Annotated in this window: 25 protein-coding genes and 1 tRNA gene; 8 read left to right on the top strand and 18 right to left on the bottom strand. The window is 56.9% G+C overall.

Going from position 1 to position 26,018, the window contains the following annotated elements:
* Positions 1 to 327 precede the first annotated feature (327 nt).
* Positions 328 to 1,956, top strand: coding sequence for a porin family protein (locus GCE01_RS08385; RefSeq protein WP_099212388.1), 1,629 nt, complete (start codon positions 328 to 330; stop codon positions 1,954 to 1,956).
* A 38-nt stretch (positions 1,957 to 1,994) separates the two neighbouring features.
* Here GCE01_RS08385 and GCE01_RS08380 read toward each other — a convergent pair whose 3' ends face one another.
* The 8 genes from GCE01_RS08380 to GCE01_RS08345 are packed head-to-tail and all read right to left on the bottom strand — an operon-like array spanning position 1,995 to position 9,833.
* The gene (locus tag GCE01_RS08380; RefSeq protein WP_099212386.1) at positions 1,995 to 2,786 is read right to left on the bottom strand and encodes an MBL fold metallo-hydrolase; all 792 of its coding nucleotides are present in this window, start codon (positions 2,784 to 2,786) and stop codon (positions 1,995 to 1,997) included.
* Positions 2,783 to 3,568, bottom strand: coding sequence for a TatD family hydrolase (locus GCE01_RS08375; RefSeq protein ID WP_099212383.1), 786 nt, complete (start codon positions 3,566 to 3,568; stop codon positions 2,783 to 2,785). The genes GCE01_RS08380 and GCE01_RS08375 overlap by 4 nt, the downstream gene beginning before the upstream one ends.
* Positions 3,565 to 5,103 carry a methionine--tRNA ligase gene (gene metG, locus GCE01_RS08370; RefSeq protein WP_099212381.1) on the bottom strand — a complete coding sequence of 513 codons (1,539 nt, stop codon included), beginning with the start codon at positions 5,101 to 5,103 and terminating at the stop codon, positions 3,565 to 3,567. The genes GCE01_RS08375 and metG overlap by 4 nt, the downstream gene beginning before the upstream one ends.
* A gap of 29 nt (positions 5,104 to 5,132) precedes the next feature.
* Positions 5,133 to 6,056, bottom strand: coding sequence for a DNA polymerase III subunit delta' (locus GCE01_RS08365; protein ID WP_099212377.1), 924 nt, complete (start codon positions 6,054 to 6,056; stop codon positions 5,133 to 5,135).
* Positions 6,053 to 6,718, bottom strand: a complete 666-nt coding sequence (tmk, locus tag GCE01_RS08360) for a dTMP kinase (protein ID WP_099212374.1) — start codon at positions 6,716 to 6,718, stop codon at positions 6,053 to 6,055. Before tmk ends, GCE01_RS08365 begins: the two co-directional genes overlap by 4 nt.
* Positions 6,702 to 7,979: a D-alanyl-D-alanine carboxypeptidase family protein gene (locus tag GCE01_RS08355; RefSeq protein ID WP_046901487.1), complete on the bottom strand. Its 1,278-nt coding sequence runs from the start codon at positions 7,977 to 7,979 to the stop codon at positions 6,702 to 6,704. The genes tmk and GCE01_RS08355 overlap by 17 nt, the downstream gene beginning before the upstream one ends.
* Positions 7,976 to 8,833, bottom strand: coding sequence for a septal ring lytic transglycosylase RlpA family protein (locus tag GCE01_RS08350; RefSeq protein ID WP_099212371.1), 858 nt, complete (start codon positions 8,831 to 8,833; stop codon positions 7,976 to 7,978). The genes GCE01_RS08355 and GCE01_RS08350 overlap by 4 nt, the downstream gene beginning before the upstream one ends.
* Entirely contained in the window at positions 8,820 to 9,833 is a 1,014-nt protein-coding gene (locus GCE01_RS08345; protein WP_373321849.1) for a lytic murein transglycosylase, read from the bottom strand. Before GCE01_RS08345 ends, GCE01_RS08350 begins: the two co-directional genes overlap by 14 nt.
* Positions 9,834 to 9,983: 150 nt before the next feature.
* On the opposite strand from GCE01_RS08345, the gene GCE01_RS08340 reads away from it, so the two are divergent.
* Together GCE01_RS08340 and GCE01_RS08335 are read left to right on the top strand one after the other, a co-directional pair.
* Complete coding sequence (locus GCE01_RS08340) at positions 9,984 to 10,550, top strand: DedA family protein (RefSeq protein ID WP_099212365.1); 567 nt, start codon at positions 9,984 to 9,986, stop codon at positions 10,548 to 10,550.
* Positions 10,551 to 10,554: 4 nt separating this feature from the next.
* Positions 10,555 to 11,619: an ATP-grasp domain-containing protein gene (locus GCE01_RS08335; RefSeq protein ID WP_064273191.1), complete on the top strand. Its 1,065-nt coding sequence runs from the start codon at positions 10,555 to 10,557 to the stop codon at positions 11,617 to 11,619.
* A 6-nt stretch (positions 11,620 to 11,625) separates the two neighbouring features.
* Here GCE01_RS08335 and GCE01_RS08330 read toward each other — a convergent pair whose 3' ends face one another.
* Positions 11,626 to 12,090, bottom strand: coding sequence for an MlaD family protein (locus GCE01_RS08330; protein ID WP_046901483.1), 465 nt, complete (start codon positions 12,088 to 12,090; stop codon positions 11,626 to 11,628).
* A 128-nt stretch (positions 12,091 to 12,218) separates the two neighbouring features.
* Between GCE01_RS08330 and GCE01_RS08325 the strand changes: the two genes are divergently transcribed.
* Both GCE01_RS08325 and GCE01_RS08320 read left to right on the top strand, forming a co-directional pair.
* Positions 12,219 to 13,061, top strand: coding sequence for an undecaprenyl-diphosphate phosphatase (locus tag GCE01_RS08325; RefSeq protein ID WP_099212362.1), 843 nt, complete (start codon positions 12,219 to 12,221; stop codon positions 13,059 to 13,061).
* Positions 13,062 to 13,100: 39 nt separating this feature from the next.
* The gene (locus GCE01_RS08320; RefSeq protein WP_099212360.1) at positions 13,101 to 14,630 is read left to right on the top strand and encodes an APC family permease; all 1,530 of its coding nucleotides are present in this window, start codon (positions 13,101 to 13,103) and stop codon (positions 14,628 to 14,630) included.
* 27 nt (positions 14,631 to 14,657) lie between these two features.
* On the opposite strand, the gene GCE01_RS08315 is transcribed toward GCE01_RS08320, so the two are convergent.
* Positions 14,658 to 15,590: a GIY-YIG nuclease family protein gene (locus GCE01_RS08315; RefSeq protein WP_099212357.1), complete on the bottom strand. Its 933-nt coding sequence runs from the start codon at positions 15,588 to 15,590 to the stop codon at positions 14,658 to 14,660.
* A 149-nt stretch (positions 15,591 to 15,739) separates the two neighbouring features.
* Entirely contained in the window at positions 15,740 to 16,927 is a 1,188-nt protein-coding gene (locus GCE01_RS08310; protein ID WP_099212355.1) for a mechanosensitive ion channel family protein, read from the bottom strand.
* Positions 16,928 to 17,101: 174 nt separating this feature from the next.
* Here GCE01_RS08310 and GCE01_RS08305 point away from each other — a divergent pair.
* Together GCE01_RS08305 and GCE01_RS08300 are read left to right on the top strand one after the other, a co-directional pair.
* A tRNA-Met gene (locus GCE01_RS08305) sits at positions 17,102 to 17,176 on the top strand.
* A gap of 72 nt (positions 17,177 to 17,248) precedes the next feature.
* Positions 17,249 to 18,118, top strand: a complete 870-nt coding sequence (locus GCE01_RS08300; RefSeq protein WP_174694822.1) for a glycosyltransferase family 2 protein — start codon at positions 17,249 to 17,251, stop codon at positions 18,116 to 18,118.
* A gap of 41 nt (positions 18,119 to 18,159) precedes the next feature.
* Here the strand turns inward: GCE01_RS08300 and GCE01_RS08295 are convergent, their stop codons facing one another.
* Both GCE01_RS08295 and prmC read right to left on the bottom strand, forming a co-directional pair.
* A complete protein-coding gene (locus GCE01_RS08295; RefSeq protein WP_373321848.1) occupies positions 18,160 to 18,594 on the bottom strand; it encodes a DUF4167 domain-containing protein in 435 nt (144 codons plus the stop codon).
* A gap of 259 nt (positions 18,595 to 18,853) precedes the next feature.
* Positions 18,854 to 19,702: a peptide chain release factor N(5)-glutamine methyltransferase gene (prmC, locus tag GCE01_RS08290; RefSeq protein ID WP_099212342.1), complete on the bottom strand. Its 849-nt coding sequence runs from the start codon at positions 19,700 to 19,702 to the stop codon at positions 18,854 to 18,856.
* Positions 19,703 to 19,732: 30 nt separating this feature from the next.
* Between prmC and GCE01_RS08285 the strand changes: the two genes are divergently transcribed.
* Positions 19,733 to 20,191 carry a hypothetical protein gene (locus GCE01_RS08285; RefSeq protein ID WP_064273185.1) on the top strand — a complete coding sequence of 153 codons (459 nt, stop codon included), beginning with the start codon at positions 19,733 to 19,735 and terminating at the stop codon, positions 20,189 to 20,191.
* 4 nt (positions 20,192 to 20,195) lie between these two features.
* Here GCE01_RS08285 and prfA read toward each other — a convergent pair whose 3' ends face one another.
* The 5 genes from prfA to GCE01_RS08260 all read right to left on the bottom strand — a co-directional run bounded on the left by prfA (position 20,196) and on the right by GCE01_RS08260 (position 26,013).
* Positions 20,196 to 21,257, bottom strand: coding sequence for a peptide chain release factor 1 (prfA, locus tag GCE01_RS08280; RefSeq protein WP_099212338.1), 1,062 nt, complete (start codon positions 21,255 to 21,257; stop codon positions 20,196 to 20,198).
* A gap of 3 nt (positions 21,258 to 21,260) precedes the next feature.
* A complete protein-coding gene (hisS, locus tag GCE01_RS08275) occupies positions 21,261 to 22,502 on the bottom strand; it encodes a histidine--tRNA ligase (RefSeq protein ID WP_099212336.1) in 1,242 nt (413 codons plus the stop codon).
* Positions 22,502 to 23,665, bottom strand: coding sequence for a flavodoxin-dependent (E)-4-hydroxy-3-methylbut-2-enyl-diphosphate synthase (gene ispG, locus GCE01_RS08270; protein WP_099212333.1), 1,164 nt, complete (start codon positions 23,663 to 23,665; stop codon positions 22,502 to 22,504). The genes hisS and ispG overlap by 1 nt, the downstream gene beginning before the upstream one ends.
* A gap of 61 nt (positions 23,666 to 23,726) precedes the next feature.
* Complete coding sequence (locus tag GCE01_RS08265; protein ID WP_099212702.1) at positions 23,727 to 24,962, bottom strand: helix-turn-helix domain-containing protein; 1,236 nt, start codon at positions 24,960 to 24,962, stop codon at positions 23,727 to 23,729.
* 16 nt (positions 24,963 to 24,978) lie between these two features.
* Entirely contained in the window at positions 24,979 to 26,013 is a 1,035-nt protein-coding gene (locus GCE01_RS08260) for an NAD(P)H-dependent flavin oxidoreductase (protein WP_099212701.1), read from the bottom strand.
* Positions 26,014 to 26,018 lie beyond the last annotated feature (5 nt).

Raw genomic sequence — 26,018 nt, 5'->3', positions numbered from 1 at the left:
ACGAAGTGGCAAAATGCCATAAATCACTTAACTCAATGCAAAGAACGTCAAACTAGGCCAAAATCGTGGAGAATAAGCCGATTTCAGTCTCTGATATTGGGTCTGCAAATGCGGAAGAGGTTTTATATTTTGCTTCACATACATGTCGTATAAGATATATTATGCCAACTTGAATATCAAAAACAGCCGGAAAACTCACATATCCGTGATACACGATGACTTGTTGCGAAGAATGTCATTTTTGGCGCTAACGTGAAACGAAGATCAATTCTTCTGGTGCACGAACCCATTGTCGTGAACCGGATCCTCCGCTGGAGCGGTTGTTGCATGCCACGCCTTTCATTGCGCCAGATTGCTTTTCTGAGCTGCGTTTTTTCTGTTGGGTCTCTCACGGTTCTTCCTGCAACCGCACACGCCGACGATTACACCGAACTTCTTGATATCCTTCGGGCCAAAGGCAGCCTGACACACGGAGAATATAACAGCCTTCTGGCACACCATCTGCGACACAGCCGATCCGAGGCATCTTCCAATCAGGATGGTACCTCAAGCCCCCCGGCAAAACGCAACCGATACCGCCGATACAATCCAACTCAGTATGACGGCAGCCTTGAGCCCCCCGACGTCACAACCATCGCTGCCGCTCAGGCCGCACGCCGTGCAGCCAGTGAAGCTGCGGCTGATGCACGTGACACACGTTCCATGCTCCGTCAGGCGCGCGCGAGCTACGATCCAGATAGCGTTGTGCGCGTCAAACCTTACGTCGCAGGCAAAGGCGTAACCGTTCAGGCCGGCCAGATCGAGATCAATCTCTCAGGCTTCGTTAACGGCTTCTACACGTATAACAGCCCTGGTGGCGGCAAGCCCGTCGCAGGTGGCGTCTCCACCGGCTCCAGTGGATTTGATTCCTCATCCGTCAGAAACGGCCTGCTTCCTGGTGGCCTCATCCTGAAACTGAACACGGTTCAGGATGGCATCAAACTTGGCGCGGTCTTCGGAATGTATCCGGGACTGAACAACGCAGATGTCGGCGCGTTCAACGCCAACTCCGGTGGCAGCCCCGTGGGCCTCGGAACAGCGGGCGTTGATTTCCGTCAGGTGTACATGACAGCTGGCACCGACAGACTTGGTACGATCAAGATCGGTCGTGACATTGCCCTGTTCGCATCTGATGCCATTCTGAATGATGCAACATTGCTGAGTGTCGGCAGTACGGGAAGCAATGCCAACCCGGCCAATACGTCTCTGGGCCGCATCGGTGTGGGTTACGTCTACACGGATTGGCTTCCACAGATCACCTACATCTCCCCAAAGTGGCATGGTCTTCAGGGATCTGTCGGCATCATGACGCCGCTGGATCCGTTCAACTATGCTGGCGGTGGACTGTCTGCGACAAGCACGCAGCACAGCTCGCCAATGGTTCAGGGTAAAGTTACCTACGACGCAAAAATTGCAGGTTTCACCACACGCCTCTGGGCCAGCTTCCTGACCCAGCACGTCCAGAACCTGACAAGCTCAACCCTGGGTACAGACAGCCGCAAAGGCGCGACCGTCGCTGCAGGCGATGTTGGCGTCAAGCTCTCCCGCGGACCGTTTGAAGGCGTGGCTTATTACTATTACGGTAATGGTTTGGGCACGACCGGCCTGCTGTTTGACGGCATTTCCCAGTCCGGCCGCAAACGAAACTCGGAAGGCTATTACGTTCAGGCCTCCTACAAGATCCTGCCACGCCTGAAGCTGGTTGGAAGCTATGGCGTCAGCAATCTTTATCAGGCTGCGGGCGAAGACAATCCATCGCTGGTCCGTCGCAATCAGTCCGAAGTCGGGGCACTTTATTACACACTGACAGACTGGATGTTCCTTGTGGGTGAATATGCCCACACGGAATCCGATGCTCATGGCCCGAACCATGAAAGCGATCACACCATGTCAGCGGGCGCGATGATCACCTTCTGAGCCCAGAAAAACCGGGCAGACCACCCTGCCCGGTTTTTTCAAAATTTCAGAACCATTCCATCATAAGCCGGACGCACATCCGGCGGCAGTGTCTGGCATAGAATGTCGTAATCCATATCCGTGCCCATATGAGTCAGGATTGTGCGCCCTGCCCTGATTTTCGTGCGCCATTCCAGCACACGCTCCAGCCAGGCATGAGCTGGATGCGGTTCATACTGGAAGCAATCCACAACCCACGTATCCACACCATCCAGAAGCGTCAGAGCGTCTTCGGACAATGTTTCAACATCCGTGGAATAGGCAAATTTTCCAAACCGCAGCCCCAGAGACGTGATCCGCCCATGTCGCTGCTCGAAAATATGCCCTTCCAGACCGGGAAAATCGACGTCTTCGCCAGCCGTAACGACTTGCTCATTGAAGACTGGACGATAAAAATCCGGGCCTTTCCAAGGCGCAAAAGCATAGGCAAACCGCTGCCGCAGCTCTTCCAAAGTGCTTTGCGCGGCTAAAAGCGGAAGTGGTTTATCAATCACACGGTTGATGGCCCGCAGATCATCAAGTCCTGCGATATGGTCACTATGCGGGTGCGTATAGAGCACTGCATCGATGTGGCTCAGACCGCAATTGAGCATTTGAGAGCGGAAATCCGGCCCGGAATCAACCAGAAGCCGAAACCCACCCTCACCTTCAACAACAATCGAAGAACGCGTACGCCTGTTCTTGGGGTTCTGCGGATTGCAGTGCCCCCAGATCCCCGTTTGTGAGCCGTTCTGACCACCAAGCATTGGCACGCCCGCAGAACCTCCACATCCAAGGATTGTGACTTTCACAGGCGTGTCCTTGCAAAAAGACGATGTACGTTTTCGGTGGTGATATCCGCGATTTTCTCAGCGGAAACCCCCCGCTCCTGCGCCAGTCGCGCAGCTGTGTGGGCCACATATCCCGGTGTATTCGGCTTACCGCGCTTTGGAACGGGCGCAAGAAACGGACTGTCCGTTTCAACCAGCAGCCGCTCCTCAGGAACGATCCGCGCAACGTCCCGGATTGCCTCACATTTCGGAAACGTCAGAAGCCCGGAAAAGCTGATATAGCCCCCGAGTTCAAGCGCAGCCTCAGCGAGCTTGGGTCCCGAGGCAAAGCAGTGAATCAGGAAAGGAAACGCACCCTTCCCGCTTTCTTCGCGCAAAATCGCGATCGTATCATCGTCTGCCTGTCGCGTATGAATGACGACCGGCAAGCCTGTCTCACGAGCCGCAGCAATATGTGTGCGGAATGCAGCGTGCTGCGCCGGTTTCGCCTCATCTCCGCTGTGAAAATAATCCAGCCCGGACTCACCAATGGCCACCACACAGGATGGCTCGGCTTTCTGAACCAGCTCTTCCACAGAAGGACGACGCTCTTCACCCACATGATCCGGATGCGTGCCGATGGCACACCAGACGCGAAGGCCTGGCGCGTCAAAGCGCGTCAGACCAATCTGGATCTCTGCCTGTGAAAAGCGCGTCCCGATCGTAATCATGCCAGCTAGACCAGACTGCCGCGCGATCTCCAGCGCGGCAGGCACATCGTCCAGACGATCAAGATGGCAATGACTGTCGATCAGTCCCGTCATTCTGCTTCCTCGACGACGAAGCGCGGGAACAGCCCTTCCGGCTTTGGCAATGTGCGCCCACCTGGAAGCGGCGTTTCAAGAGCGGCGAATGTCCGCTCGTGCTCTTCCACACCAAGTTGGGTCAGCATCTTGTCCATCGTGTTGGGCATATAGGGCTGAAGCATCGTCGCAATCGCACGGATCACATCCAGCAACACACGCAGAACATGCGCCATCCGCTCCGGATCAGTCTTCTTCAGCGCCCAGGGTGCCTGACGGTCAATGTAAGAATTGGCCGCACGGATGATCTTCCAGACTTCCTCAAGCGCATCCGTAATGGCTTTGCGCTCGATCTGCTCGTTCATCAGAGACGGCAGAAGCTGCGCCGTGGCCAGAATGGCCAGATCGTCTTCCGTCTGTGGCCCGCGTTCCGGGACAATGCCACCAAGATTGCGCGCCACGAGGCTCAGCGTCCGCTGGCACAGATTGCCGAGATCGTTCGCCAGTTCGACGTTCGTGCGCGTAATCATCGAACGACGGCTGAAGTTTGAATCACCACCAAACGGCACTTCTCGCATCAGGAAGAACCGCAGCGCGTCAAGACCGAACTCATCAGCCAGCGCCTTCGGGTCCAGAACGTTGCCGAGAGACTTGCTCATCTTCTCGCCTTCGACCGTCCACCAGCCATGGGCGAAGACGCTTTTCGGCAGCTCAATACCCGCAGCCATCAGGAAAGCCGGCCAGTACACGCAATGGAAGCGGGCGATTTCCTTGCCAACAATATGCAGGTCAGCCGGCCAGAACTTCGCACGTGGATCATTCAGATCCGGGTAGCCCACAGCCGTCAGATAGTTAGCGAGCGCATCGAACCAGACATACATGACGTGATCCGGATCGTTCGGAACCGGAATACCCCATTTGAAGCTGGTGCGGCTGACGGAAAGATCTCTCAGCCCCTGCTTCACGAAGCTCTCGATCTCCCGACGCGGTCCATGCGGACCAATAAACTCGGGATTGTCTTCATACAGCTTCAGCAGACGGTCCTGAAACTCGGACAGCTTGAAGAAATAGGACGGCTCCTTGACGCGCTCTACTGGCGCACCGGATGGAGCAACCATCGTTCCATCTGGCTTCTTGACCAGCTCATCTTCACCAATGAACGCTTCATCGCGTGTGGAGTACCAGCCCTCATACGCGCCGAGATAGATGTGACCATTGGCCGCTACCTTCTCCCACAACGCACTTGCAGCAATTTTGTGACGCTCATCCGTCGTGCGGATGAACTCATCCGTGGAGATCGCCATGTCCTGCTGCATCTGGCGAAAAGACGCAGAAATCTTGTCGGCATAGGCCTGCGTCTCCATGCCCTGAGCGGTCGCGGTCTGCTCGACCTTCTGGCCGTGCTCGTCCGTCCCGCTGACGAACAGGACGTCTTCACCATTCAGGCGATGGAAACGGGCCAGAACGTCAGCCGCGATGGACGTATAGGCATGCCCGATATGCGGAGCGCCGTTCACGTAGAAAATCGGAGTTGTAATGGTGAAGCGCCGCGTCATGTCCACTCGTCTTGTCATGCCTGAGCCATTCACGTTCCGGCAGCGAGTTCCACTGCCTGACGGATGGCCTGGGCCTTGTCCAGATTAAAACCGTCTGTCTGCCGCCTCAGTGTATCAAGTTCCGAACACTGACGGGCAGAAGAATCAGCAACAGGCAGGTCGCCACGTCGTGCTGCCGAGCGTGCACGGTCTGCCAGTCCCTCGCCTAGCAAATCACAGAGCAATGCGAAACCTTCCGTCTCACGGGCAATCCGGTCAATGAGAGGAAGCATATCAGCCGTAAGCGTCTTCCCTGCCAGTATTTCCGCCACAAACGCAGCAATCGCTCCATCCCGATCCTGAGCAAGAAACAATGCGCGCCCTGGAGAACCATGAGACCGCGCAAGAACATCCTCCGGAACATCAGGAACCAGCACGCGCATATCCGCGTCAGGCAGAGGCGAAAGGGCAAGCGCGCGACATCGACTGCGGATGGTCGGAAGCAGCCGTCCGGGAGACGCGGTTGTCAGCAGAAGAATAGCTTTCGGGGGCGGCTCTTCCAGAATTTTCAGAAGCGCATTTGCGGCAAAACGGTTCAGATATTCCGCGCCGTCCACGATCACGACACGCCACCCACCTTCTGTGGCTGTGTGGTGCAGGAAGGATTGCACCGGCCGCACATCTGCAGCCGTGATTTCGCCCCGCAACCGACCCTTTTTCTCGTCCACAGCACGCGAGATTTCCAAAAGATCTCCGTGCGTCCCAGCCGTAATACGCCGTGCAGCTGCAGATGCTGGATCTTCTCCATTCAGCAGTATCCGCGCCAGCCGGAACGCGAGCGTCGCCTTTCCAATCCCGGCGGGGCCGGAAATCAGCCATGCATGATGTAATCGCCCAGATGCAAGGGCAGCACGAAACGTCTCTTCAGCCGCTTCGTGGCCTCGCAGGTCGAATGTGTGCCGTGGATCCGTCACGCGTCAGACGCGCACGCCGTATGACCGAGCTTCTCCGACACAGCATCCAGAAGGGATCGGCTGACAGCTTCAGGAGTGCGGCCAGCGTTAATACGCTTCACGCGCCCTGGTTCTGCCTTGGCAATCGCATCGAAGCCAGAAAGGACACGCTGATGAAAAGCCTCAGCCTGCCCTTCGTATCGGTCTGTCCGACCTCCGCGACTTTCCAGCCGCTCCAGCGCCTGTTCGCGTGGGAGTTCAAGCAGCAAGGTCAGATCAGGCTCTCGCCCGACAAGACGTCGCGCGCCAGTAATGAAGTCCAGACGTTCCGTTGATCCTCGCCCAACACCATAGCCCTGATAAGCCAGTGTCGAATCATGGAACCGATCACAAACTACAACTGCGCCGCGCTGAAGAGCCGGAAGAATGAGGTTATCCAGATGGTCACAGCGGGCTGCCATATGAGCCAGCACCTCTGCCCGCCAGGACAGCTCTTCTTCTCCGAACAGCAGAAGGTGCCGGATTGCCTCTGCGCCCGGCGTTCCACCCGGTTCGCGCGTCAGAATGGCTTCGTACCCTAGTCCGCGAATGTGGTCCGCCAGAAGGCGCGCCTGTGTGGATTTCCCCGCGCCCTCGCCACCTTCCAGCGTAACGAACAAACCGTTTTTAATTTGCAGGGCCATGACCAAGGCGCGCCATCGCACGTCCAACCAGTCCGAGTTTTGCAACGGATGCACCAGCCTGAAGCGGCACACGAATATCACCCATGCCCGGCGCTGAAATTACGATCGCACCACAGGCCTGACCTTCAACGACCGGTGCAATCACTGGTGACGCATAATCCACTGCAATATGGGAGCGCTGCTGCCAGCCCACCGGCATGGTCATCACAATGTCAGCACCCGCGACAAGCGGTACAGCCTTGTGTTCCCCCATCCAGACCGGCGCATGATCCACAACCTGCCCCTTGCGGAACAACGTCGCATTTTCGAAGTTTGCAAACGCCCAAGACATAAGGCGTTCACCTTCATGCGCGCGCTCATTGCTGGACGCTGTCCCGTTAATCACGACAATCACGCGATTTCCGTTCCGGCTGGAGCTGGCACAAAGACCAAACCCACCAGCATCGGTGTGACCCGTCTTCAGGCCATCAGCCAGTCCCTTGTCGACCAGAACGTTACGGTTGCCCTGACGGATCTTGTTGAACGTGAATTCCGTCTCACCGAAGAAATGGTAATATTGCGGGAAGTCACGGATCAGGTGCATGGCCACGGTCGCGACGTCATGCGCGGACATGTAGTGCCCTTCAGCAGGCAGACCGGTCACGTTCATGAAGTGCGAATTTGTCAGACCGATCTTCGGAGCTTCTTCGTTCATCATGGCGACGAAGCGCTCTTCAGAGCCGGCGATCCCTTCTGCGAGAACAACGCAAGCGTCATTGCCTGATTGAATGACCATGCCTTGGATCAGTTCAGAGACAAGTACGCTCTCGCCCAGCGGCACGAACATCTTGGAACCCTGCGTCCGCCAGGCTTTCTCACTGACCGGAAGCCCCTGCTCCAGGTGCAGACGTCCGGTCGCCAGCATGCCGAATACGATATAGGCCGTCATCATTTTCGTCAGGGACGATGGTGCCATCCGCTCATCTGCAGATTTATCCAGCAGAACTGCACCCGTGCTGGAATCCACAATGTAAGCCCAGCGCGCAACGGTATCGAACGGACCAATCGGCGTATTGGCAGGCGTCCCAACCGGAGCAGCCGGAACATCCGAAGCGGCGGCAGCGGCTTTTGCATGAGCTGCGGCATGATGGTGCGGGCGTGCCAACGCACTCAGCGGCCCGCCAAAAGAAGCACAGGCAGCAAAGCCCGCAACACCACCGAAAAGAGAGCGTCTAGTCCGCACGTTCGTCCCCAGTTGTTCGGCCTTAGTCACGGCCGTCATTCCACAATGATCCGCGCGCCCTCTACCCCGCACGCATGGGTCCGGTCCAGTGCCGCATCGGCCTGGGTGGTATCGGTATAGGGTCCGGACCTTACGCGCCAGTCCAGCCCTGCTCCATCTGGCACACGCTGAACCTCGCCGGAACAGCGCACAGCCACACTTGCGGCGGCCCCATGCCCGGAAAATTTTCCAAGAAGAACATATAGCCCCTGCGGACCTGTCATCCCCTGAGACCACGTTACAGGTAACGGCGTGAGCGCAGCGGACGGTTGGCCACCCACAGACGAGTCGCTGCCATAGACTTTTTTCGAAGCGCCACCATCAAGCGACTCTGCGCGAACTTCCCCAACCGGAGCAGACTGGACGTCCAGATGCGGTGCACCCGTCAGTCCCTCCATAACGGCACGGCTCGCGGTTTCGTCTTCAACAATCTCAACAGGCGTATCAGACGTCATGCCCAGCAGATCTGCGGCCTTTGGAGACAACGCGACAACGCGCCCTGCACTTTCCGGCCCCCGCCGCGTCAGTCGGATCCGAACCACCCGCCCATTCAACAGATTTCGGACCGTCACGATCGACGGCAGTTGAAGGGTTTGGTGTGACCCGGTCATTCCACCCGAAGACCAAGCCTCTCCGTCAGAAGCCAGTTGCCCATGTAACGGCGCCTCACGTGTCGCCAGACCCGTTGCCCGATAGTCGAACTGCTCATTGGGATAAAACCAGCCCTGCGGGCCATGCCACGCGTTCCCCAGCTCATAGTGGGGATGCGGCGCACTAGCAGGCTCATCATCCTGATGACACGCCCCAACCAGGGGCAAGAACGCCAGAAGTGGCGCGAAATTACGGAGAAACAATGCCGGTTCCCAGAAGACCTACGCCCAGCGCGTAATAATCAGACGGGTTGTAACGACGGATCACGTTGAAATTATGGTAAACCATGAAGGCCTGCGTCCCCGGACCATCTGGCTGCACAATCGCGCCTTTTACGTCCGTGCGGGAGAAACGCGCGCCATCTGCCCGCCGCACGCCGCGAGACATCCACTCTGCCAGTGACTTGGTATTGGTCCGGCCAATCTCACTTTTATCTAACGCGCTGGCCAGTGTGACTTCCTGTCCCCATGGCTCGTAAGGCTGCCAACCGCATTTCCCGAGATAGTTCGCGATAGACGCAAACACGTCGGGCTGGGACGTCCAGATATTACGCTTGCCGTCACCATCACCATCAGCCGCATACCGCAGATACGCGCTCGGCATAAACTGAGCCTGCCCCATGGCACCGGCATAGCTGCCCATCATGGCTTCCGGTGCGATATCACCATCATTCAGGATCTGGAGTGCTTTCATCAGCTCCCCACGGAAGAACGTCGAACGCCGTCCATCGAATGCCAGAGTCGCAAGGGCATCCACGACAGAGAAAGTGCCGGTATGCGCACCAAAACCCGACTCGAGACCCCAGATCCCCATCACGCCCCGATCGTCACACCCAAAGCGTTCACTGACAGGTGCCATGACGTTCTCTACGCCCGAATAGACAGTACGGCCCTTCTGAAAACGCGACTCCGGCAGCACGCGATCACGATACTGCGCCCATGTCAGGGTGAACTCCGGCTGATGCCGATCGAGCTTAAGAACCTTGGCATTGGGTTCTCGCGTCAAAGCCAGAGCACGGGAGACGATGCTGGAAGAAAGCCCCTGCGCCAGTGCCTGTGATCGGACGCCGGCGAGAAATGCACCGTAGTCCTCAGCTGCAGCAGAGCGGATCCCCATCGCAGCCGCTCCGGCAACAGAGGAAAAGGCAGCAAGAAGATGACGTCTTTTAAGCACGGGAATATCAGCCCCCAGAGGGTGGTTCATTTGAAGCGCACGCTAGCAACCTGTGATGCTCCCTACCAGTCTTCCGCAAAACCTTTCGAGCATTCTCCGGTCAAAACGCCCGGCGTGAGATTGTCGCCAGCGCGCTGACATGCGACATCAACGTTCCATGATCATGGAACATCCCGCGGCATGATAGCCATTGGCCCCGCCCTGGCGTCACAGCCTGCCTGGCTGAAAGCAGTCAGCATCATTGTGGGGACCTTTATCCTCGAAGACGTGGCAACCGTTCTTTCCGGAGTGGCTGCGCGTGCGGGGCATGTCAGCATCGCTCTGGCCCTGGGTGCACTCTGGTTTGGCGTCGCAATCGGTGATCTCGGGCTATATGGCCTAGGGGCCGCTGGTGCACGCTGGCCCCGTCTTCGCCGCTTCCTGACGCTTCCCAAGCAGGAACGAACGCAGGAGTGGTTTTCCAAGAACGTCATCCGCATCGTCGCCATTTCCCGCTTCGTGCCCGGCGCGCGCCTCCCGCTCTACACAGCCTGCGGCTTCTTCCACGCACCGTTCCTACGGTTTGCCCTGACAGCAGTGCTCGCCACCCTTGTGTGGACAACACTGCTGTTTCTGCTGGCCATGCGCATTGGCGGCTGGCTTCTGGCGCATCAGGGAGGCTGGCGCTGGGCCGGACTGGCGGGATTTGTTCTGTGTATTGTTGTTGTCGGGCGCCTGATCGCCCGTATCCAGACCGTGAGCCAGTAACCGAATGTCCAAGACAGAGACTGAACAAAATCCCCTCTCGCTTTTCGAATTCTGGCCCGGTTCCATCTTTTACACGCCCATCGTCCTGTACTGGATCGCAATGGGCCTGAAGTACCGGGATCTCAGCATTCCGACGGCCGCAAATCCGCGCATTGAGACCGGTGGTCTTTGCGGAGAGAGCAAGTCTTCCATTCTCGATATGGCTGGCCCAATCGCCCAGGAGGCTATTGCCCCGTACGCTGTTTTTGCGAGTGGCATGGGCGCGCTGGATCGTGCGCTGGCCGCGATGGAACGGAAGGAGCTGTCATTTCCGGTAGTGGTCAAACCCGATATTGGCTGCAACGGAACGGGCGTGAAACTTGTCCGCTCCCGGGAGCAACTCGAAAGCGTTCTCCCTCAGTTCCCGAACGACGTTGACCTGATGGTACAGGAACTCATCGACTATCCTGTCGAAGCCGGCCTGTTTTACATCCGCCATCCTGATCAACCGCAAGGCCGCATCACGTCGGTAACATACAAGGAAGCCCCGGTTCTCACGGGCGACGGACATTCTACCATCGAAGAACTCATCATGAGTGATCCTCGCATGGGGCAGGTTCCGCAAATCTATCTTCCGCGTCTGGCGGGGCGGGAAAAGTCCGTTCTGGCAGAAGGGGAAGTTCTACCCCTCGTGTTTGCTGGCAATCATTGCAAAGGGTCTGTCTTTCGCGATGGCCGGGCTGATACCACCCCAGAGCTGACCGCGCGCCTGGACGCCATCATGAAAGACGTCCCGGATTTCTATTTCGGCCGTGTAGACGTGAAGGTTCCGTCGGTTGAAGCCCTGCAGCGCGGAGAAGGCCTTCGCATTATCGAAATTAACGGTGTCGGCTCCGAAGCAATCCATATCTGGGACCGCCGCACAACCCTGTGGGAAGCGTATCGGGCACAGTTCTCACACTATCACCAGACCTTCCTTATCGGCGCGGCCAACAAGGCGCGTGGATGGAAGACATCAGGCGCTTTCGGAATGCTGCACTCCTGGCGCAAGCAGCGCCGTCTGCTGGCATCCTATCCAATGAACGACTAAGGGAACTCAGTTCCCGAGCTTACCACCGCCAAAGATATAGTTGCTGACCTGCTGCTCCAACGAAAGCTGGTCGCGGGTGTCCTTGATGACCCCGCCAGCAGACAGCGTCTTAGGGTCTTTCCCCGGTTCAATCTGAAGCGCGTTATCAGCCGTCATGCTCGGCGCACCGATACCGACGGCCGTATCAACCGGAAGATTGAGCTGCTGATCAACGGAAAACGTCACGTCCGCCATCTGGGTTTGTGGGTTAAGGCTGATCGACTGGACACGCCCCACAGTCACCCCGGCGAGATCAACATCCGCGCCAGCTTTTAAGCCATTCGCTGAATTGAACTGCGCATGCATGACGATGCTGTGCTGAACCGGCCCCTTGCGAAGCTCACCGCCATAAACAAGAAAAGCCCCGGCAACGAGAAGGACAAGACCGCTTGCCAGAATGGCGCCACCGCGCCCGCTGTATCCTGCCTTCATGTGGTGCCTCAACTTTCAAAAAACCCGGTAAGCTGGCGAGTTAGTCTTCCCCCACAGCACGGTCAAGGTTGCGTCCCTTCGCGCCATCAGGCAAGTGACTTCCTTTTCCGCCCATCCGTGCAGGCTCCATGACGCTTTTTCAGGCCATCATTCTCGCCATCGTTCAGGGCATTACTGAGCCCTTTCCCGTCAGTAGTCTCGGCCATGCCGTTCTGCTGCCCGGCATCCTTCACTGGAACCTGGACGAACATTCGGAAATGTTCCTGCCATTCCTGACAATGCTGCACGTCGGAACCCTGGTGGCTCTGGCCGGCGTCTTCTGGCGCGACTGGATGGCCATCCTTCGTGGGATGCTGGGTCTGCACGGCCGATACAACCAGCTTGAATCGATTCGGGTTTTTGGCCTTCTCGTCATCGCGACCATCCCCGCCGTCATCTTCGGTGGGCTTTTTGAACATAGCCTGCGCTCCATCTTCGGGGCGCCTCTGGCCGTCGCAGGCTTTCTGGTTCTGAATGGCCTGCTGCTTCTGGTCACGGAATGGCTCCGCAGACAGCGCGGACAGGCGGATCACCGTCCGATTTCTTCCCTGTCTCCCAAGGATGCTCTGATTATCGGGTTCTGGCAGTGTCTTGCCCTGTTCCCTGGTCTGTCGCGTTCAGGCGCCACCATGAATGGCGGTCTTCTGCGCGGACTGGATCACGGCACTGCCGCCCGTTTCTCCCTGCTCATGGCCCAGCCGGTCGTTCTGGCAGCGACCGTCAAGGAAGGCTGGCAGATGCGCCATATGACGATTTCCCACGACGTGATGTTTCAGTGCGTGGTGGGAGCCATCGCTGCCGGCATCACAGCTCTTATCTGTTCTCTCCTGATGTTGCGCTTCTTCCGCAATCATGACGAATGGGCTCTCAAGCCTTTCGGCATCTACTGCATTGCTGCCGGCCTGGTGGCAGGCGTTCTCATCGTTCTATAAACCTTTCCAGACGCCGCTTTTCCCGGCAGATTAGGGATCATGCCACTTCCGATACAATCCAGCTCATCCGCCTCAGCCACGGCTGCCCGTCGAAAGAGTCTCGAACAGATCATGTCCGAGAATGAAGCGCACGGGTTGAAACGCAGCCTCACGGCCACGCAGCTTATTCTGCTGGGCGTCGGCTCCACCATCGGCGCAGGCATTTACGTCATGACTGGAACGGCTGCTGCCGAATATGCAGGGCCGTCTGTTCTTGTTTCGTTCGTGGTAGCCGCCCTCGCCTGCCTGTTCACCGCGTTTTCATACGGCGAGCTGTCATCCACGCTTCCGGTGTCAGGCTCGGCATACTCCTACGCTTACATCTCCATGGGGGAGAAAGTGGCTTGGATCGTGGGGTGGCTGCTCCTTCTGGAATACGGAATTTCCTGTGCAGCCGTCGCCGCCGGACTGTCCGGTTATGCATCGTCTCTCCTTGCCGTTTTTGGTGTCCATATTCCCCTCAGCCTTACTCAGGCGACGTTGCAGCCCGTTCCCGGTTCGGACGGCACTGCCATTAGCGCCGGCTGGCGACTGGATCTTATCGGCCTGACGGCAGTCTTTCTGGTAACCGGCCTCTTGGTGCGTGGCATTGAGGAATCTGCCCGCGTTAATACGCTGATCGTTATCCTGAAGGTCGGTGTTCTTGGTTTGTTCGTTGCCTTCGGCATCCATGCCATTCACCCCGCAAACTGGCACCCCTTTATTCCGCCCAACGAAGGTGGCTTTCACTACGGTGTCAAAGGGATCTTCCGGGCAGCGTCGATCATCTTCTTCGCTTATGTCGGATTTGAAGCCGTCTCGACTGCGTCAGCAGAAGCGAAGAACCCGACACGGGATGTCCCCATCGGGATTATCGGCAGCCTTCTGATCTGCACGATTGTATACATCATCGTTGCTGCGGTTCTTCTCGGGATCGTCCCTTACCGAGATCTGGACGTTCCGGACCCATTGGCCATCGCTGTGCGCGTAATGAACACGCCCTGGCTGTCCATTTTCATTAATGTGGGCGCAACCATCGGACTGTGTTCCGTTCTGATGGGGCTGATGTATGCCCAGTCGCGTGTGCTCATGACAATGAGCCGTGACGGCCTGATCCCCTCGCTGTTCGGCAAGGTTCATGCCAAATTCCGCACCCCTTGGCTCGGCACGATCGTGTTGGGAATCATCGTTGCCATTATGACGGCAACGCTTCCCATCGACATTATCAGTGATCTGGTTTCAATCGGTACAGCGGCGGCTTTTGGTATCGTGTGCTTTACGGTCATTTGGCAGCGGAACACACGGCCGGATCTGTATCGGCCTTTCAGTGTCCCCTTGGGCGGGTTCCGGGTGCGTGGTTTCTGGATTGGTATAACACCACTGCTCGGGATTATTTTCTGCCTGTTCATGACCATTCCGCTCGTCACGGATATGATCCACTCCGTTGCCAACGGTAATCCCGTGCCGCTTATTCTCCTCACCGGCTACGTCATTCTCGGCATCGTCACATATGTATTTTACGGACGCCGCAATTCCACAATGGCAGGGTGAAAGTCTCGTTTCACGGTAGAATAGCGTTTATTCGGCAACGCTTTCTTCCGTGGCACCATAGCGGCCCATGGCTTCTCCAAGAGACACACCGACGCTGTTTTTCCACTCAAACCATCCATTAGCCGACCGCCCGAGCAAATAAGCGGCGGATGAGCTGGGGGATTTGTAAAGCGTGTCACGCGTATAGATGACACAACTTCCCTCCACCTTCAGAACGCCTTGATCAATTAAGCCCTGCCGCTTTTGATAGTATCCGTTTTTCAGAAACGCTTCGGAAACCTCTGTTCTCCCGTACGATCCAGCGAGAACTACAAGACCTTCCTCAGTATACCGCGCCCGGCCATTCACTCCGGATGCTCTGCAATAAAATTCCTGTTCCGCATCTTCCGATGCCACAGGATTATAGGTGTGATGCGGAGTGATGACTGGAGTTTGAACAACACGAGCCCTGATCAATGGATCAAAAAGCGGGCGGCCCAGCGTCGTTAGCAAAATATCGAATGTTTCAAAGATTTCCCGGCATTCGGCTTCCATCGCTTGTGGCGTATGCGGCTTGGTACCGATCGTACCGTTATCCAACTCAAAGCGTTGCGCTTTCGCGGCCCGAGTGATTGACAACCATTCCAGATAATAAGCGTGCGTCAGCGTCAGGCTCTGCGTCAAAGATAACGCCACAACTGCACGGTTCCAGAAATCCTTCTTCTCATTGTGCTGCTTCAGGCGCGTACCCAGGTTCCCTGTTTGCCCCACATAAGCCATGGGCGCGGAAGTCTGTTCATTCTCACCAAAAAGAACATACACACCAACAAACCCGGCTTCAGGCATCGCCAAAAAGGCCTCAAGGCGCACTCGGGGAATTTCAATCACCTGCACAATACGTGTGGTAATGGCTGCGGTACGAATGCCCTGCGGGTCACCTGAAGGAAGAAAGATCTGAATGGTTTGAGGATGTTCCGACATATCTTCTTCAGTCCTGCACAAGATCCGGCATTCATGTTTCAAGCAGAAACACTCAAATCCGACGTAACAGCCATCAGTTGATCCGGCCAGATGCAGAACGATTACGTCCCTCAAAAGAAAAAACCACCGCCGAAGCGATGGTTCCTGTCTCAGGCTCCCGGCGTTCCAGGACCCATATAACTCCCCGGCGGCGGCCGATCGATCTTTGGAGACAAAAGCTCGCTTGGCCAAGCCTCAACCCCCGGCCGGGGTGGCATCATGGCAAAACGTGCCCGCGGCAGAGCCTCCGGGCATTCTTCCCTGATCCGCGCAATAATCTTTTCCCGGATATCACACCGCAGATCCCAGCTCTGAAGAGCATTGCGCGCACTGGCGATAATACGGATCGACATCACCTGAGAGTTACAGTCCGCCACCTGCGCATCAAAAACCTTACCGTCCCAAAGTGGGCATGTGCGGATGATCTCATTGAGCATCTCCCGGATGCGATCCATTGGCGCCTCATAATCGAGCCATAGAAACACAACACCGATGATCGCCGCAGAATTATGCGTCCAGTTTTCGAACTGGTTCTCCAGGAAGTAAGAAATCGGCACAATATGACGGCGCCAGTCCCACACCCGCAGCACAACATAGGTCGCGTTGATTTCCTCAACCCAGCACCAGTCACCATTGATGATGACGAGATCTTCCATACGAATGGGCTGGGTCACGGCAATCTGCACGCCTGCAATCAGATTGGTCAGCAAGCCACGCGCAGAAAGACCCACGATCAGTGATGCGGCTCCAGCCGAAGCAAAGAGCGACACACCATACTGTTTCACAGACGGGAACAGCATAAGGGCCGACGCCACGGTCACAATGCCCACCATGATTTCCGTCAGGCGCCTCAGAACGCGGATCTGCGTCTGATGCGTACGAATCATGATGTCGTCGGTCTGTTCTCTTGAAGAAAGCCGGTTGAGATACGCTTCCGTCATGATCCGGAAAACGATAATGGCAGAAAAGCCAAACGTCAGAACCAGCAGGAACAGGAAAAAGAGTCTGAGGTTCTGTTCAGTCTCGTAGGCAAAGCCTGTCACGGCAGGCAAAGCCGCAATCATCGCAAGCAGTGCGATCATAATCCGTGTTGGACGCCGAAGCGCAGCCACGATCCGGCGGATCAGCGCACCACTTCGGGAGCCGGGGATCCGCAACGTCAGGGACGTTACGAGATTACCGCAATAAAAAGCCAGAATACCCACGACCGCGAGCATCAGAACAGAAACAACGGCTGCCGGAAGCCACGTAAAATAAGACCTTACGGCAAACAGCGTGCTGACGAAGTGCTGCGTCACTAGGCAGGAAGCTCCATATCAAGAGGGAATTGAGGGATTCAGAAAACCATAACAGATATGACCATTGTGAAAAATGCGGTGACTAAAATCCTGCATTTTCCTTTTGATAACGTGTTGACACACCAACAGATCCCCCTTAAAAACCCGCCTCAACGCCGGGTTGCCCGGTGGGATGGCGGTGTAGCTCAGTGGTAGAGCAGGGGAATCATAATCCCTTGGTCGGCGGTTCAAATCCGTCCACCGCTACCATCCTTATTTTCCTAAAATTAAATAAAAATCTTTCAGGTATCTGATCTGAAAGCATTTTTGTATCATGGTGACATGATCAAGAAGCCTCTTGCCGTCGTCACCATGGCCTATAATGAACCAGAACATCTTCAGATCTGGCGTCGGCATTATGGCGCTCAGGTCGGTGAAGCGTCATGTTACGTTATTGACCATGGCTCCAATGACGGATCGACGGATCATCTTGGTCAGGTCAACAGGATCCGAATTCCCCGCTCTCCTCAGGATGACGAACGACGTACGCGTGCCGTTGGCGCATTCTGTGCCAGTCTTCTCGAATGGTATGACAGTGTCATTTACAGTGATGTAGATGAGCTTCTCTTGGCAGATCCTGCCATTTACCCGTCCCTCACCCATTTTGCCGTTGCCAATAGTAGCCCTGTTGTCACAGCCACGGGGCTAGACGTCATCCATCTGCCCAACAGCGAAACTGACTTCGATTATAGTCGGCCGGTTTCAATCCAGAGGCAGCATTTACGATTTTCGAGTGCAATGTGTAAGCCGGTACTCATCCGCGCCGCGGTGACGTGGGCTCCTGGTTTTCATTGTTGCAAAGAAGTCAGTCCTCAGCTGACAGCACCGCTATTTCTTTTCCACCTGCGTTACGCAGACCTTGCCTCAGGCCTCAGGCGTCTGAACCGAACCCGAACGCAACCCTGGAGCTCAGAAAATGCTGGCCAGCACCAGCGCCTCCTTGATCAGGACTGGGAGAACATGCTCCGCAACATGGCAGGCCTCCCGATTGTCCACCCAACATTCGATCAGCAGGACCAGCGGCTAAAGAACTGGCGTCATGCGGTCGAACAAAGCGCAATTGACCGTAATCATGACCAGTACCGGCTCGACCTCCACATCAATGGAACCGAGCTCTGGCACCTCCCCGAACGGTTTGTAGGGCGGATATAAAAAAGAGCCGGACCTTTTCAGGACCGGCTCTTTTTCAAATCTTATTCAGCGTCGGCTGAAGCGTCCTGAGGCCGCTGGGCCTCGAAGGAAGGCTGTTCGCCACCTTCACGGTCGCCGCCCTGATAATTTTCTTCGCCATGTGGCTCACGACGATCTTCATAAGCGCGCTGACGCTGCGCCTGACGCTCGTTGCGCTCCTGCTGACTCTGCTGGGCCGCCTGATTCATCGCATTAAGAATGCGGAAATAGTGCTCGGCATGCTGGAAATAGGCTTCCGCAAGAATACGGTCCCCGGTTCCGGTGGCATCCCGACCAAGCTGGAGATACTTCTCGAAAAGCTGCTGAGCAGTTCCGCGAATTCTGAGGTCCGGGCCATTGCTGTCAAACACATGGTTGCGGTTCAGAGGGGTCTGGGAACTACTTGTGCGTGGTGTCCCGCCGCCTGCACGATGATGCCGGCCTCTTATACGCTTCATATTCATCGACCCGTGATGCACTTTCCTGATGGCGGGCCCCTCTTCTGCCCTTGCAGAAGGATGCATCCGCCGCTGTCGAAAAGACGTCTGTCTATCTCGCTGTGGCTGGACACTGGCCAGCCTTCTCATCTGTTACCGGCTTACTGAAAGACGGCCAACAGGAGCAACTCCGTGAGGAAAAAACCGCCATTACGGCTTTCACTCCAAAACGTAGCTTTTGGGTCATACCAACTCTCGGCCCTGAAGCCAACGTCTTTCCTCAGTTTTCTGTCCGCTGCAGAACAAGAGCGCGTGCAATGCCCCCCAGATCATCATGCCGCGCGACCTCTTTCAGCCCTCGCCGGCTCCCCAGTTCGGACACAGCATCGATCTGCCCGATGCCCATTTCCAGAATGGCATGTCCCCCCGGAACAAGCAGTCGGGGTAACGCGTCACACAACAACCGATAGGCATCCAGGCCGTCCGTTCCTCCATCCAGCGCCCGGGCGGGCTCATAGCGGGAGACCTCCGGCATCAGGTCGGGCACGTCAGCACTCTCGATATAGGGCGGATTGGAAATCACGACATCAAACTGCCCGTTCAGGGCAGAATCCCAGTTCCCTGCCAAAAATGCACTGCGTTTTTCCAGTCCGTTCCGAACCGCATTCCGCTGGGCCAGAAGCGCCGCTTCAGGTGCAAGATCAACGCCGACCCCCCACGCCCGGGAATATTCTGAAAGCGCGGACAACAGCAGGCACCCTGTCCCCGTTCCAAGGTCCAGCATGGTAAGAGCCTCCGCCTTGTCCGGCCGAACGATCAGGAGCGCTTCTATCAGAGCTTCACTGTCTCCCCGGGGGATCAGCGTCTCTGGTGACGTAAAGACATCAAGAGTCCAGAACCCCGTTTCACCCGTAATGAAAGCCAAAGGTTCGCGAGACGCACGCCGCTGAACAGCCGTCTCAAAGCGATTCGCTTCATCCTCAGAAAGAACGTTCAGAGCGAACAATCCAGCCAGATCACGATGCGTGGCCCAAGACAGCAGCAATCGGGCTTCACGACGAGGATCTTCAAGTCCAGCCTGCTGCAAGACCACCGCTGCACGCTGAAGAATGTCATCTTTTGCAGTCATTTTGTCAGTGAACCTGCTATACCTGTGATCATGAAGTCCAAACGTGCATTTTTCTTCTCGGTCCTTCTTCTGGGATGCGCCCTGCATTCAGCCAGCGCCCAGTCTGAACTTCCTGGCACCTTCACCGTCACCGATGAACGTGCTCCTGAAGAAATCTCCGAAGTCTCTCGCCTTTACCTGAACGGTAACCTGGTGGCGACCTTCCGCCTCGGCTTATCCAAATCACGAGAAACCCAAACCATCACGCTTCCTGCCGGACGCAACGATGTTGACTATGCCCTGTGTGGCGAAATCACCATCATGCACAACGGACATCAGGAAACGCATCAGGTCAGCAGCGACGGCCAGCTTCATAGCCCGCAAGACCATGCCCTGGATGCTGTTGGCAGCAATAATTTCACAGACTTTTTTTTGGTAGACTACAACGACCCTTCCGTCGCCACTCATCGGCATGGACGGGCTGCTGTTTGCGCGGTTCCCAGCAGCTGAGGCTTTAAAAGCCTTCAGCGGCCAGAAGCTCTGTCTGTTCTTCACGTGTCAGCGCATCGATAATCTCATCAAACTCGCCCGCCATGATGCGTTCGATCTTGTAGAGCGTCAGATTGATGCGATGGTCCGTCACACGCCCCTGTGGGAAGTTATACGTCCGAATCCTCTCTGACCGGTCCCCTGTTCCAACCTGAGAGCGCCGATCAGCGGCACGGGATTCATGAGCAGCTGATCGCTGCCGCTCATACAGACGTGCACGGAGGATTTTCATAGCCTTGGCACGGTTCTTGTGCTGGCTCTTTTCTTCCTGCATCGCCACTACGACGCCGGTAGGAATATGCGTAATGCGAACAGCACTTTCCGTCTTGTTGACGTGCTGTCCACCCGCGCCCGACGCACGATAAACGTCAATTCGCAGATCGTCGTCATTAATCGTGACGTCCACCTCCTCGGCTTCCGGCAGAACAGCGACCGTCACCGTGGACGTATGAATGCGCCCCTGGCTTTCAGTCGCCGGGACGCGCTGTACGCGATGCACGCCAGACTCATACTTCAGGCGAGCAAACACGGAACGGCCGGAAATTGTCGCCATGCCGTCTTTCAGGCCTGCAACTTCATTCTCGGCATATTCCATGACTTCAAAACGCCAGCCATTCTGCTCCGAAAACCGGCGATAGGCATCGAAAAGCTGGGCGGCAAAAAGCCCCGCCTCATCACCACCTGCCGCCGGACGAATTTCCAGAATAGCGCTGCGTTCATCCGCTGCATCTTTGGGAAGAAGAGCGAGTCGGAGATTGTGCTCCAGTTCAGGAATCTGGGCTTCAATCTCTTCCAGCTCAGCTTGAGCCAGTTCCTTCATTTCCGGGTCAGAAAGAAGAGCTTTGGCGCCATCGCGCTGTGTGTCGGCGTCCTGCCAGGCCCGGATTGAAGCAACGACAGGCTCGAGTTCTGCATACTCCCGTGAGAGGCGCGTGAACTCTTCCCCCGTCGCCTCACCTGCGGACATCAGAGCCTGAATTTCCTCCGACCGCGCAACAATTCGCTCAAGCCTGTCGTCAAATGCCACGTGTCAGGCGCCCTTCAGTGCCTGAACCAGATCCGCAACAGATACCTCCTGCTGATCACGCGTTCCCAGATCACGAAGCTGCACGACATCGCGCGCAATTTCTTCATCACCCAGAACAATCGCATGAGATGCACCGGACTTCACGACGCGCTCCATGCGCTTCTTCATGTTCCCACGTGTCTCAATTTCAGCACGCAGTCCCGCTTCGCGCAGGGACCGGGCAATTGCAGCACCTTTGAGAAGAGCCTCGTCTCCCATAGGAACAATTGCAATTCCAGCAGGAACAGCAGGCGCGTCCTCAAGCAACAAGGCAAGACGCTCGATACCACCAGCCCAGCCGATTGCCGGAACAGCAGGACCGCCCATCTGCTCAACCAGCCCTTCGTAGCGTCCCCCAGCCAGAACAGTGCCTTGAGCACCCAGCTTCGTCGTCACGAACTCGAAGGCCGTGTGGCTGTAATAATCAAGGCCACGCACAATCCGCGGGTTTTCGACGAACTCCACGCCAAATGCCGTCAGGTAGGAGCGCAGTCCGTCCCAGAATTTACGAGACTCATCGTTCAGATAATCCGCAAAAGCCGGGGCATCGGCCAGCAGCGCACGATCCTGCTCGGATTTGCTGTCCAGAATTCGCAGCGGATTTACCTCAAGACGCACACGGCTTTCTTCAGAAAGCGCATCTGCGTGCTGACGGAAATACGCCACCAGAGCCTCACGCCACGCCTGCCGGGACGCAATATCCCCGAGCGTGTTGATTTCCAGAACAACATGCTCCGAAAGACCAAGCGCTTTCAGAATGTCGTAGGCCATTGTGATGACTTCGGCGTCTCGCAGAGGACCTTCTGCGCCCAGCAGCTCCGCACCAATCTGATGGAACTGGCGATAACGCCCCTTCTGCGGGCGCTCATAACGGAACATCGGCCCGTGATAAAACGCCTTCTGAGGTAAGGACTGGGTCAAACCGTTCGTCACAAGCGCACGACAGATTGAGGCTGTGTTCTCGGGACGCAGCGTGATGCTCTCGCCACCCCGATCCTCAAACGTGTACATTTCCTTGGACACGACATCGGATGTCTCACCGAGCGTGCGGGAGAAAACCCGCGTGTCTTCGAAGATCGGCGTGCTCCATTCCTCGAAGCCATAGGTCTCGAGGACCGAACGCGCCGTCTCCACCACATGGTGATGGCGGCGCATGGTATCGCCAATGAGGTCGTGTGTGCCGCGGGGCGGTTGCAGTCCTGACATCAGTGGCTCGCCGGATCCATCTGCTTGGCTGCTTCAGCGGCTGCAGCAGCTTCGGTCTGAGCCTTATCTGCCTCAATGGCGGCAACCTTGGTTTCAACCAGATCCACAATGTGCTCGATCATGTCTACGGCTGGCATCGTATGATCCTGACGACCAGCGGAATAGACCATGTGACGGCCCGAGCCACCGCCGGTCACACCGATATCAGTCATCAGGGCTTCACCCGGACCATTCACAACGCATCCGATGATGGAGAGCGTCAGCGGCGTCTTGATGTGCTGGAGGCGATCTTCAAGCGTCTGGACCGTCTCGACCACGTTGAACCCCTGACGGGCACAGGATGGGCAGGAAATGATTTTCACACCACGATGACGCAGGCCAAGGGACTTCAGAATGTCCCAGCCCACCAGCACTTCTTCTTCCGGTGCAGCAGACAGCGAAACACGCATCGTATCACCCACGCCCGCCCAGAGCAGATTGCCCAGACCGATGGAAGACTTCACCGTACCAGCACGCTTGGAGCCAGCTTCCGTGATGCCGATGTGCAGTGGATGGTCACAGCAGTCTGCAAGCTGCTGATAGGCGGCAACCGCCATGAACACGTCAGACGCCTTCACGCTGATCTTGAACTCATGGAAATCATGGTCCTGAAGGATCTTTGCGTGCTCCAGAGCACTTTCAACAAGGGCTTCCGGGTTAGGCTCACCGTACTTTTCCAGAAGGTGCTTTTCCAGCGAGCCAGCATTCACACCGATACGGATGGAACAGCCGTAATCCTTGGCGGCGTTCACAACTTCACGCACGCGCTCGGCACTGCCAATATTGCCCGGATTGATACGCAGGCAAGCCGCACCGGCCTTCGCGGCTTCGATCGCGCGTTTATAGTGGAAGTGAATGTCAGCGACGATCGGCACGTTCACTTCATGAACGATTTCCTTCAGAGCGGCCGTGCTGGCTTCATCCGGACAGGACACACGAACGATGTCCACACCTGCCAGTTCGGCGAGACGGATCTGGTCAATCGTCGCCTGCGCGTCAGACGTCAGGGTATTGGTCATGGTCTGCACGGAGATCGGCGCATCACCACCGACCGCAACCTTGCCGACATGAATCTGGCGCGACTTGCGACGCTCGATGTGCTGATAGGGGCGGTAGCTGCTCATGATTTACCTCTTCGTGCCCGGGATAACCGGGTCCTTTGGGTCAGGGGCGTTACCCCCCTGTTTAATGCGATGGAGACGATTGATCCAGTTGCCGGGCATTCAGATCGTCAGCAGAAACTTCTGCGGAAGGCGTAGGAGCTTTTTTAGGGCGACGTATTACAGGCTTCACAGCAGGCGCCGCAGACGAGTCATCTGGTGCGCCCGCAGTCGACCCGTCAACATTTTGCTCTGCAGGCGTAGGCACCACGGCAGACGGCTGTGCCGGAAGAGCAACACCATTGCCGAATGCACCTGAACGGATGGCATCCGCTGTAACTTCAACATTCCGGCGCACTTCGCCCTGACGACCTAGAGGCGCGCTCGTGCAGCCATCTGTCGAAAGGACAACACCACCCGCATTGCCGAAAGACATGCGAAATGGCGCTGCAGAAGCGTCACCCTGCCAGCTTTCGCCAGCCTTAAGCACGCGAGACACAAGAACATGACCGTCCTTGTCCTTCACCTGCATCCAGACAGGCGCCAACAGACGCACGACAACAGCCCCGACAGGGACGGCTGGAGCGGGAGTTTCGGCAGGAACATCTGTAGCAGGGCCAAACTGATCCGTATTGTTCGGCGCGCCGTCATCCTCTTCTGTGCTCGGCGAAGGAGGTGCTGGCGATGCTGCAGGCGTTGCAGACTCAGTCGGTGCAATAACCGGCTGTGGTGCCGGAGCCGGCACAACTGGAGCGACAGACGCAGGAAGTGGATCATGCGGCAGAGAGGGATCGGGAGTTGGTGCCCTGCCGGGCATAACAGACGCCACCTGAGGAGACGTGGTCGCAGACGTCGCGGCACCTGGCATCAGTTCCGCAACAGCAGGAATGCGGCGGTCTGCCGGACTGTCATGCGAGGCAAACCGATACCATCCCGCATAGGCCGCCACGACAACAACAAGCCCTGCTCCAACCAGCAGACCAATAGGCAGCCCGCGCTCACCCTCAGGCTGCGGAAAGACGAGATCCGTCTTCCGATTGACGACCCCGCGATATTCTCGACGGAAACGGGCAACCAACCCATCTGCGTCTAACTGCATGGCGTGGGCATACGTCCGCAGGAAGCCGACAGCATACGCCACACCTGGCAGAGACGAGAGATCATCAGCTTCAAGCGCAACCAGCAGACGCGCCCGGATGCGTAACCACTGCGCAACGTCATCTATCTGCCATCCCAACTCCTCCCGTCGCGTACGCAGAATCGTGCCAACACTGGGCTGATCTGAGCGAAGCGGCATCGGACGGTCGGAGGGAGGAGACATGGCTGATAAAACCTGATCAGGCAGAAGCGTGAACGCGATCTTCCCGCTTCGCAATGGCTTCGACAGCCTGCTCAACGAGTGTGGCAATGATTTCGGAAACCGGACGGACTTCCTTGACCATACCAACAGACTGGCCAGCCATGACAGACCCGTTCTCGACGTCACCCTCGATTACGGCACGACGAAGTGCACCAGCCCAGAAGTGCTCGATGGAAAGCTGAGCATCTTCCTTGCTGACACCACCGCTCTGGAACGTGCGGATCGTCTCTGCCTGATGCTTCAGGAAGCCACGACTTCCAGCATTGGCAAGACCACGAACCGGAATGACCGGAAACTGCTCATCAAGCTGCACGGATGTCACAGCGTCACGGGCATTGGCCCGCAGGAACGCCTTCTTGAAGTTTTCGTGCGCGATGCTCTCTTCAGACGCAGCAAAGATCGTTCCAAGCTGCGCACCGGAAGCGCCCTGCTCAAGGTAGGACACGATGGCATCACCACGGCCCAGACCACCCGCCACAAAGACAGGAACGTCCTTGATGTGCGGCAGAATTTCTTGTGCCAGAACCGTCAGGGAAACTGGGCCGACATGGCCACCAGCTTCCGAACCCTCGATGATGAGCGCTTCGATACCAAGTTTTACCAGACGCTTGCCAAGTGCCAGCGCAGGCGCAAAGCCGATCGCACGCGCTCCACCATCACGAACACGCTTGATGATGGCACTCGTCGGCACACCACCAGCCAGAACGACATGGGAAACCTTGTGTGCAACACACACATCGACCAGTCGCTCAAGTTCCGGATGCATGGTGATGAGGTTCACACCAAACGGGCGCTTCGTCAGAGCCTGCGTGGCAACGATTTCTTCCTCAAGGCGCTCCGGCGTCATCGCACCACAGGCAATCACGCCAAAACCGCCAGCATTGGAAATGGCGGAGACAAGATTGCGCTCGCTCACCCAGGACATCGCCCCGCCAAGAATGGCGACTTCGCTGCCCAGGAAGTCACATCCCGGCTTCCAAAGGCGGTTCAGGGTCTCGCGGGCGTCCGTCATTGCAC

Origin of the sequence: Gluconobacter cerinus (assembly GCF_002723935.1) — a bacterium.
Lineage (GTDB): Bacteria > Pseudomonadota > Alphaproteobacteria > Acetobacterales > Acetobacteraceae > Gluconobacter > Gluconobacter cerinus.
Note: the sequence above shows the minus strand (reverse complement) of the source record. Positions and strands in the feature narration are given on the sequence as shown.

Excerpts from the sequence above, each read along its gene's own strand:
- GCE01_RS08340 (WP_099212365.1), top strand. The coding sequence starts at position 9,984 with ATGATAGCCATTGGCCCCGCCCTGGCGTCACAGCCTGCCTGGCTGAAA.
- GCE01_RS08260 (WP_099212701.1), bottom strand. The coding sequence starts at position 26,013 with ATGACGGACGCCCGCGAGACCCTGAACCGCCTTTGGAAGCCGGGATGT.
- metG (WP_099212381.1), bottom strand. The coding sequence starts at position 5,103 with ATGACGCGGCGCTTCACCATTACAACTCCGATTTTCTACGTGAACGGC.
- GCE01_RS08315 (WP_099212357.1), bottom strand. The coding sequence starts at position 15,590 with ATGTCGGAACATCCTCAAACCATTCAGATCTTTCTTCCTTCAGGTGAC.
- GCE01_RS08385 (WP_099212388.1), top strand. The coding sequence starts at position 328 with ATGCCACGCCTTTCATTGCGCCAGATTGCTTTTCTGAGCTGCGTTTTT.
- GCE01_RS08265 (WP_099212702.1), bottom strand. The coding sequence starts at position 24,962 with ATGTCTCCTCCCTCCGACCGTCCGATGCCGCTTCGCTCAGATCAGCCC.
- GCE01_RS08355 (WP_046901487.1), bottom strand. The coding sequence starts at position 7,979 with ATGACGGCCGTGACTAAGGCCGAACAACTGGGGACGAACGTGCGGACT.
- GCE01_RS08320 (WP_099212360.1), top strand. The coding sequence starts at position 13,101 with ATGCCACTTCCGATACAATCCAGCTCATCCGCCTCAGCCACGGCTGCC.
- GCE01_RS08345 (WP_373321849.1), bottom strand. The coding sequence starts at position 9,833 with ATGAACCACCCTCTGGGGGCTGATATTCCCGTGCTTAAAAGACGTCAT.
- tmk (WP_099212374.1), bottom strand. The coding sequence starts at position 6,718 with ATGGCCCTGCAAATTAAAAACGGTTTGTTCGTTACGCTGGAAGGTGGC.
- GCE01_RS08375 (WP_099212383.1), bottom strand. The coding sequence starts at position 3,568 with ATGACGGGACTGATCGACAGTCATTGCCATCTTGATCGTCTGGACGAT.
- hisS (WP_099212336.1), bottom strand. The coding sequence starts at position 22,502 with ATGTCAGGACTGCAACCGCCCCGCGGCACACACGACCTCATTGGCGAT.
- GCE01_RS08325 (WP_099212362.1), top strand. The coding sequence starts at position 12,219 with ATGACGCTTTTTCAGGCCATCATTCTCGCCATCGTTCAGGGCATTACT.
- GCE01_RS08285 (WP_064273185.1), top strand. The coding sequence starts at position 19,733 with ATGAAGTCCAAACGTGCATTTTTCTTCTCGGTCCTTCTTCTGGGATGC.
- GCE01_RS08335 (WP_064273191.1), top strand. The coding sequence starts at position 10,555 with ATGTCCAAGACAGAGACTGAACAAAATCCCCTCTCGCTTTTCGAATTC.
- GCE01_RS08330 (WP_046901483.1), bottom strand. The coding sequence starts at position 12,090 with ATGAAGGCAGGATACAGCGGGCGCGGTGGCGCCATTCTGGCAAGCGGT.
- ispG (WP_099212333.1), bottom strand. The coding sequence starts at position 23,665 with ATGAGCAGCTACCGCCCCTATCAGCACATCGAGCGTCGCAAGTCGCGC.
- prmC (WP_099212342.1), bottom strand. The coding sequence starts at position 19,702 with ATGACTGCAAAAGATGACATTCTTCAGCGTGCAGCGGTGGTCTTGCAG.
- GCE01_RS08300 (WP_174694822.1), top strand. The coding sequence starts at position 17,249 with ATGATCAAGAAGCCTCTTGCCGTCGTCACCATGGCCTATAATGAACCA.
- GCE01_RS08295 (WP_373321848.1), bottom strand. The coding sequence starts at position 18,594 with ATGAAGCGTATAAGAGGCCGGCATCATCGTGCAGGCGGCGGGACACCA.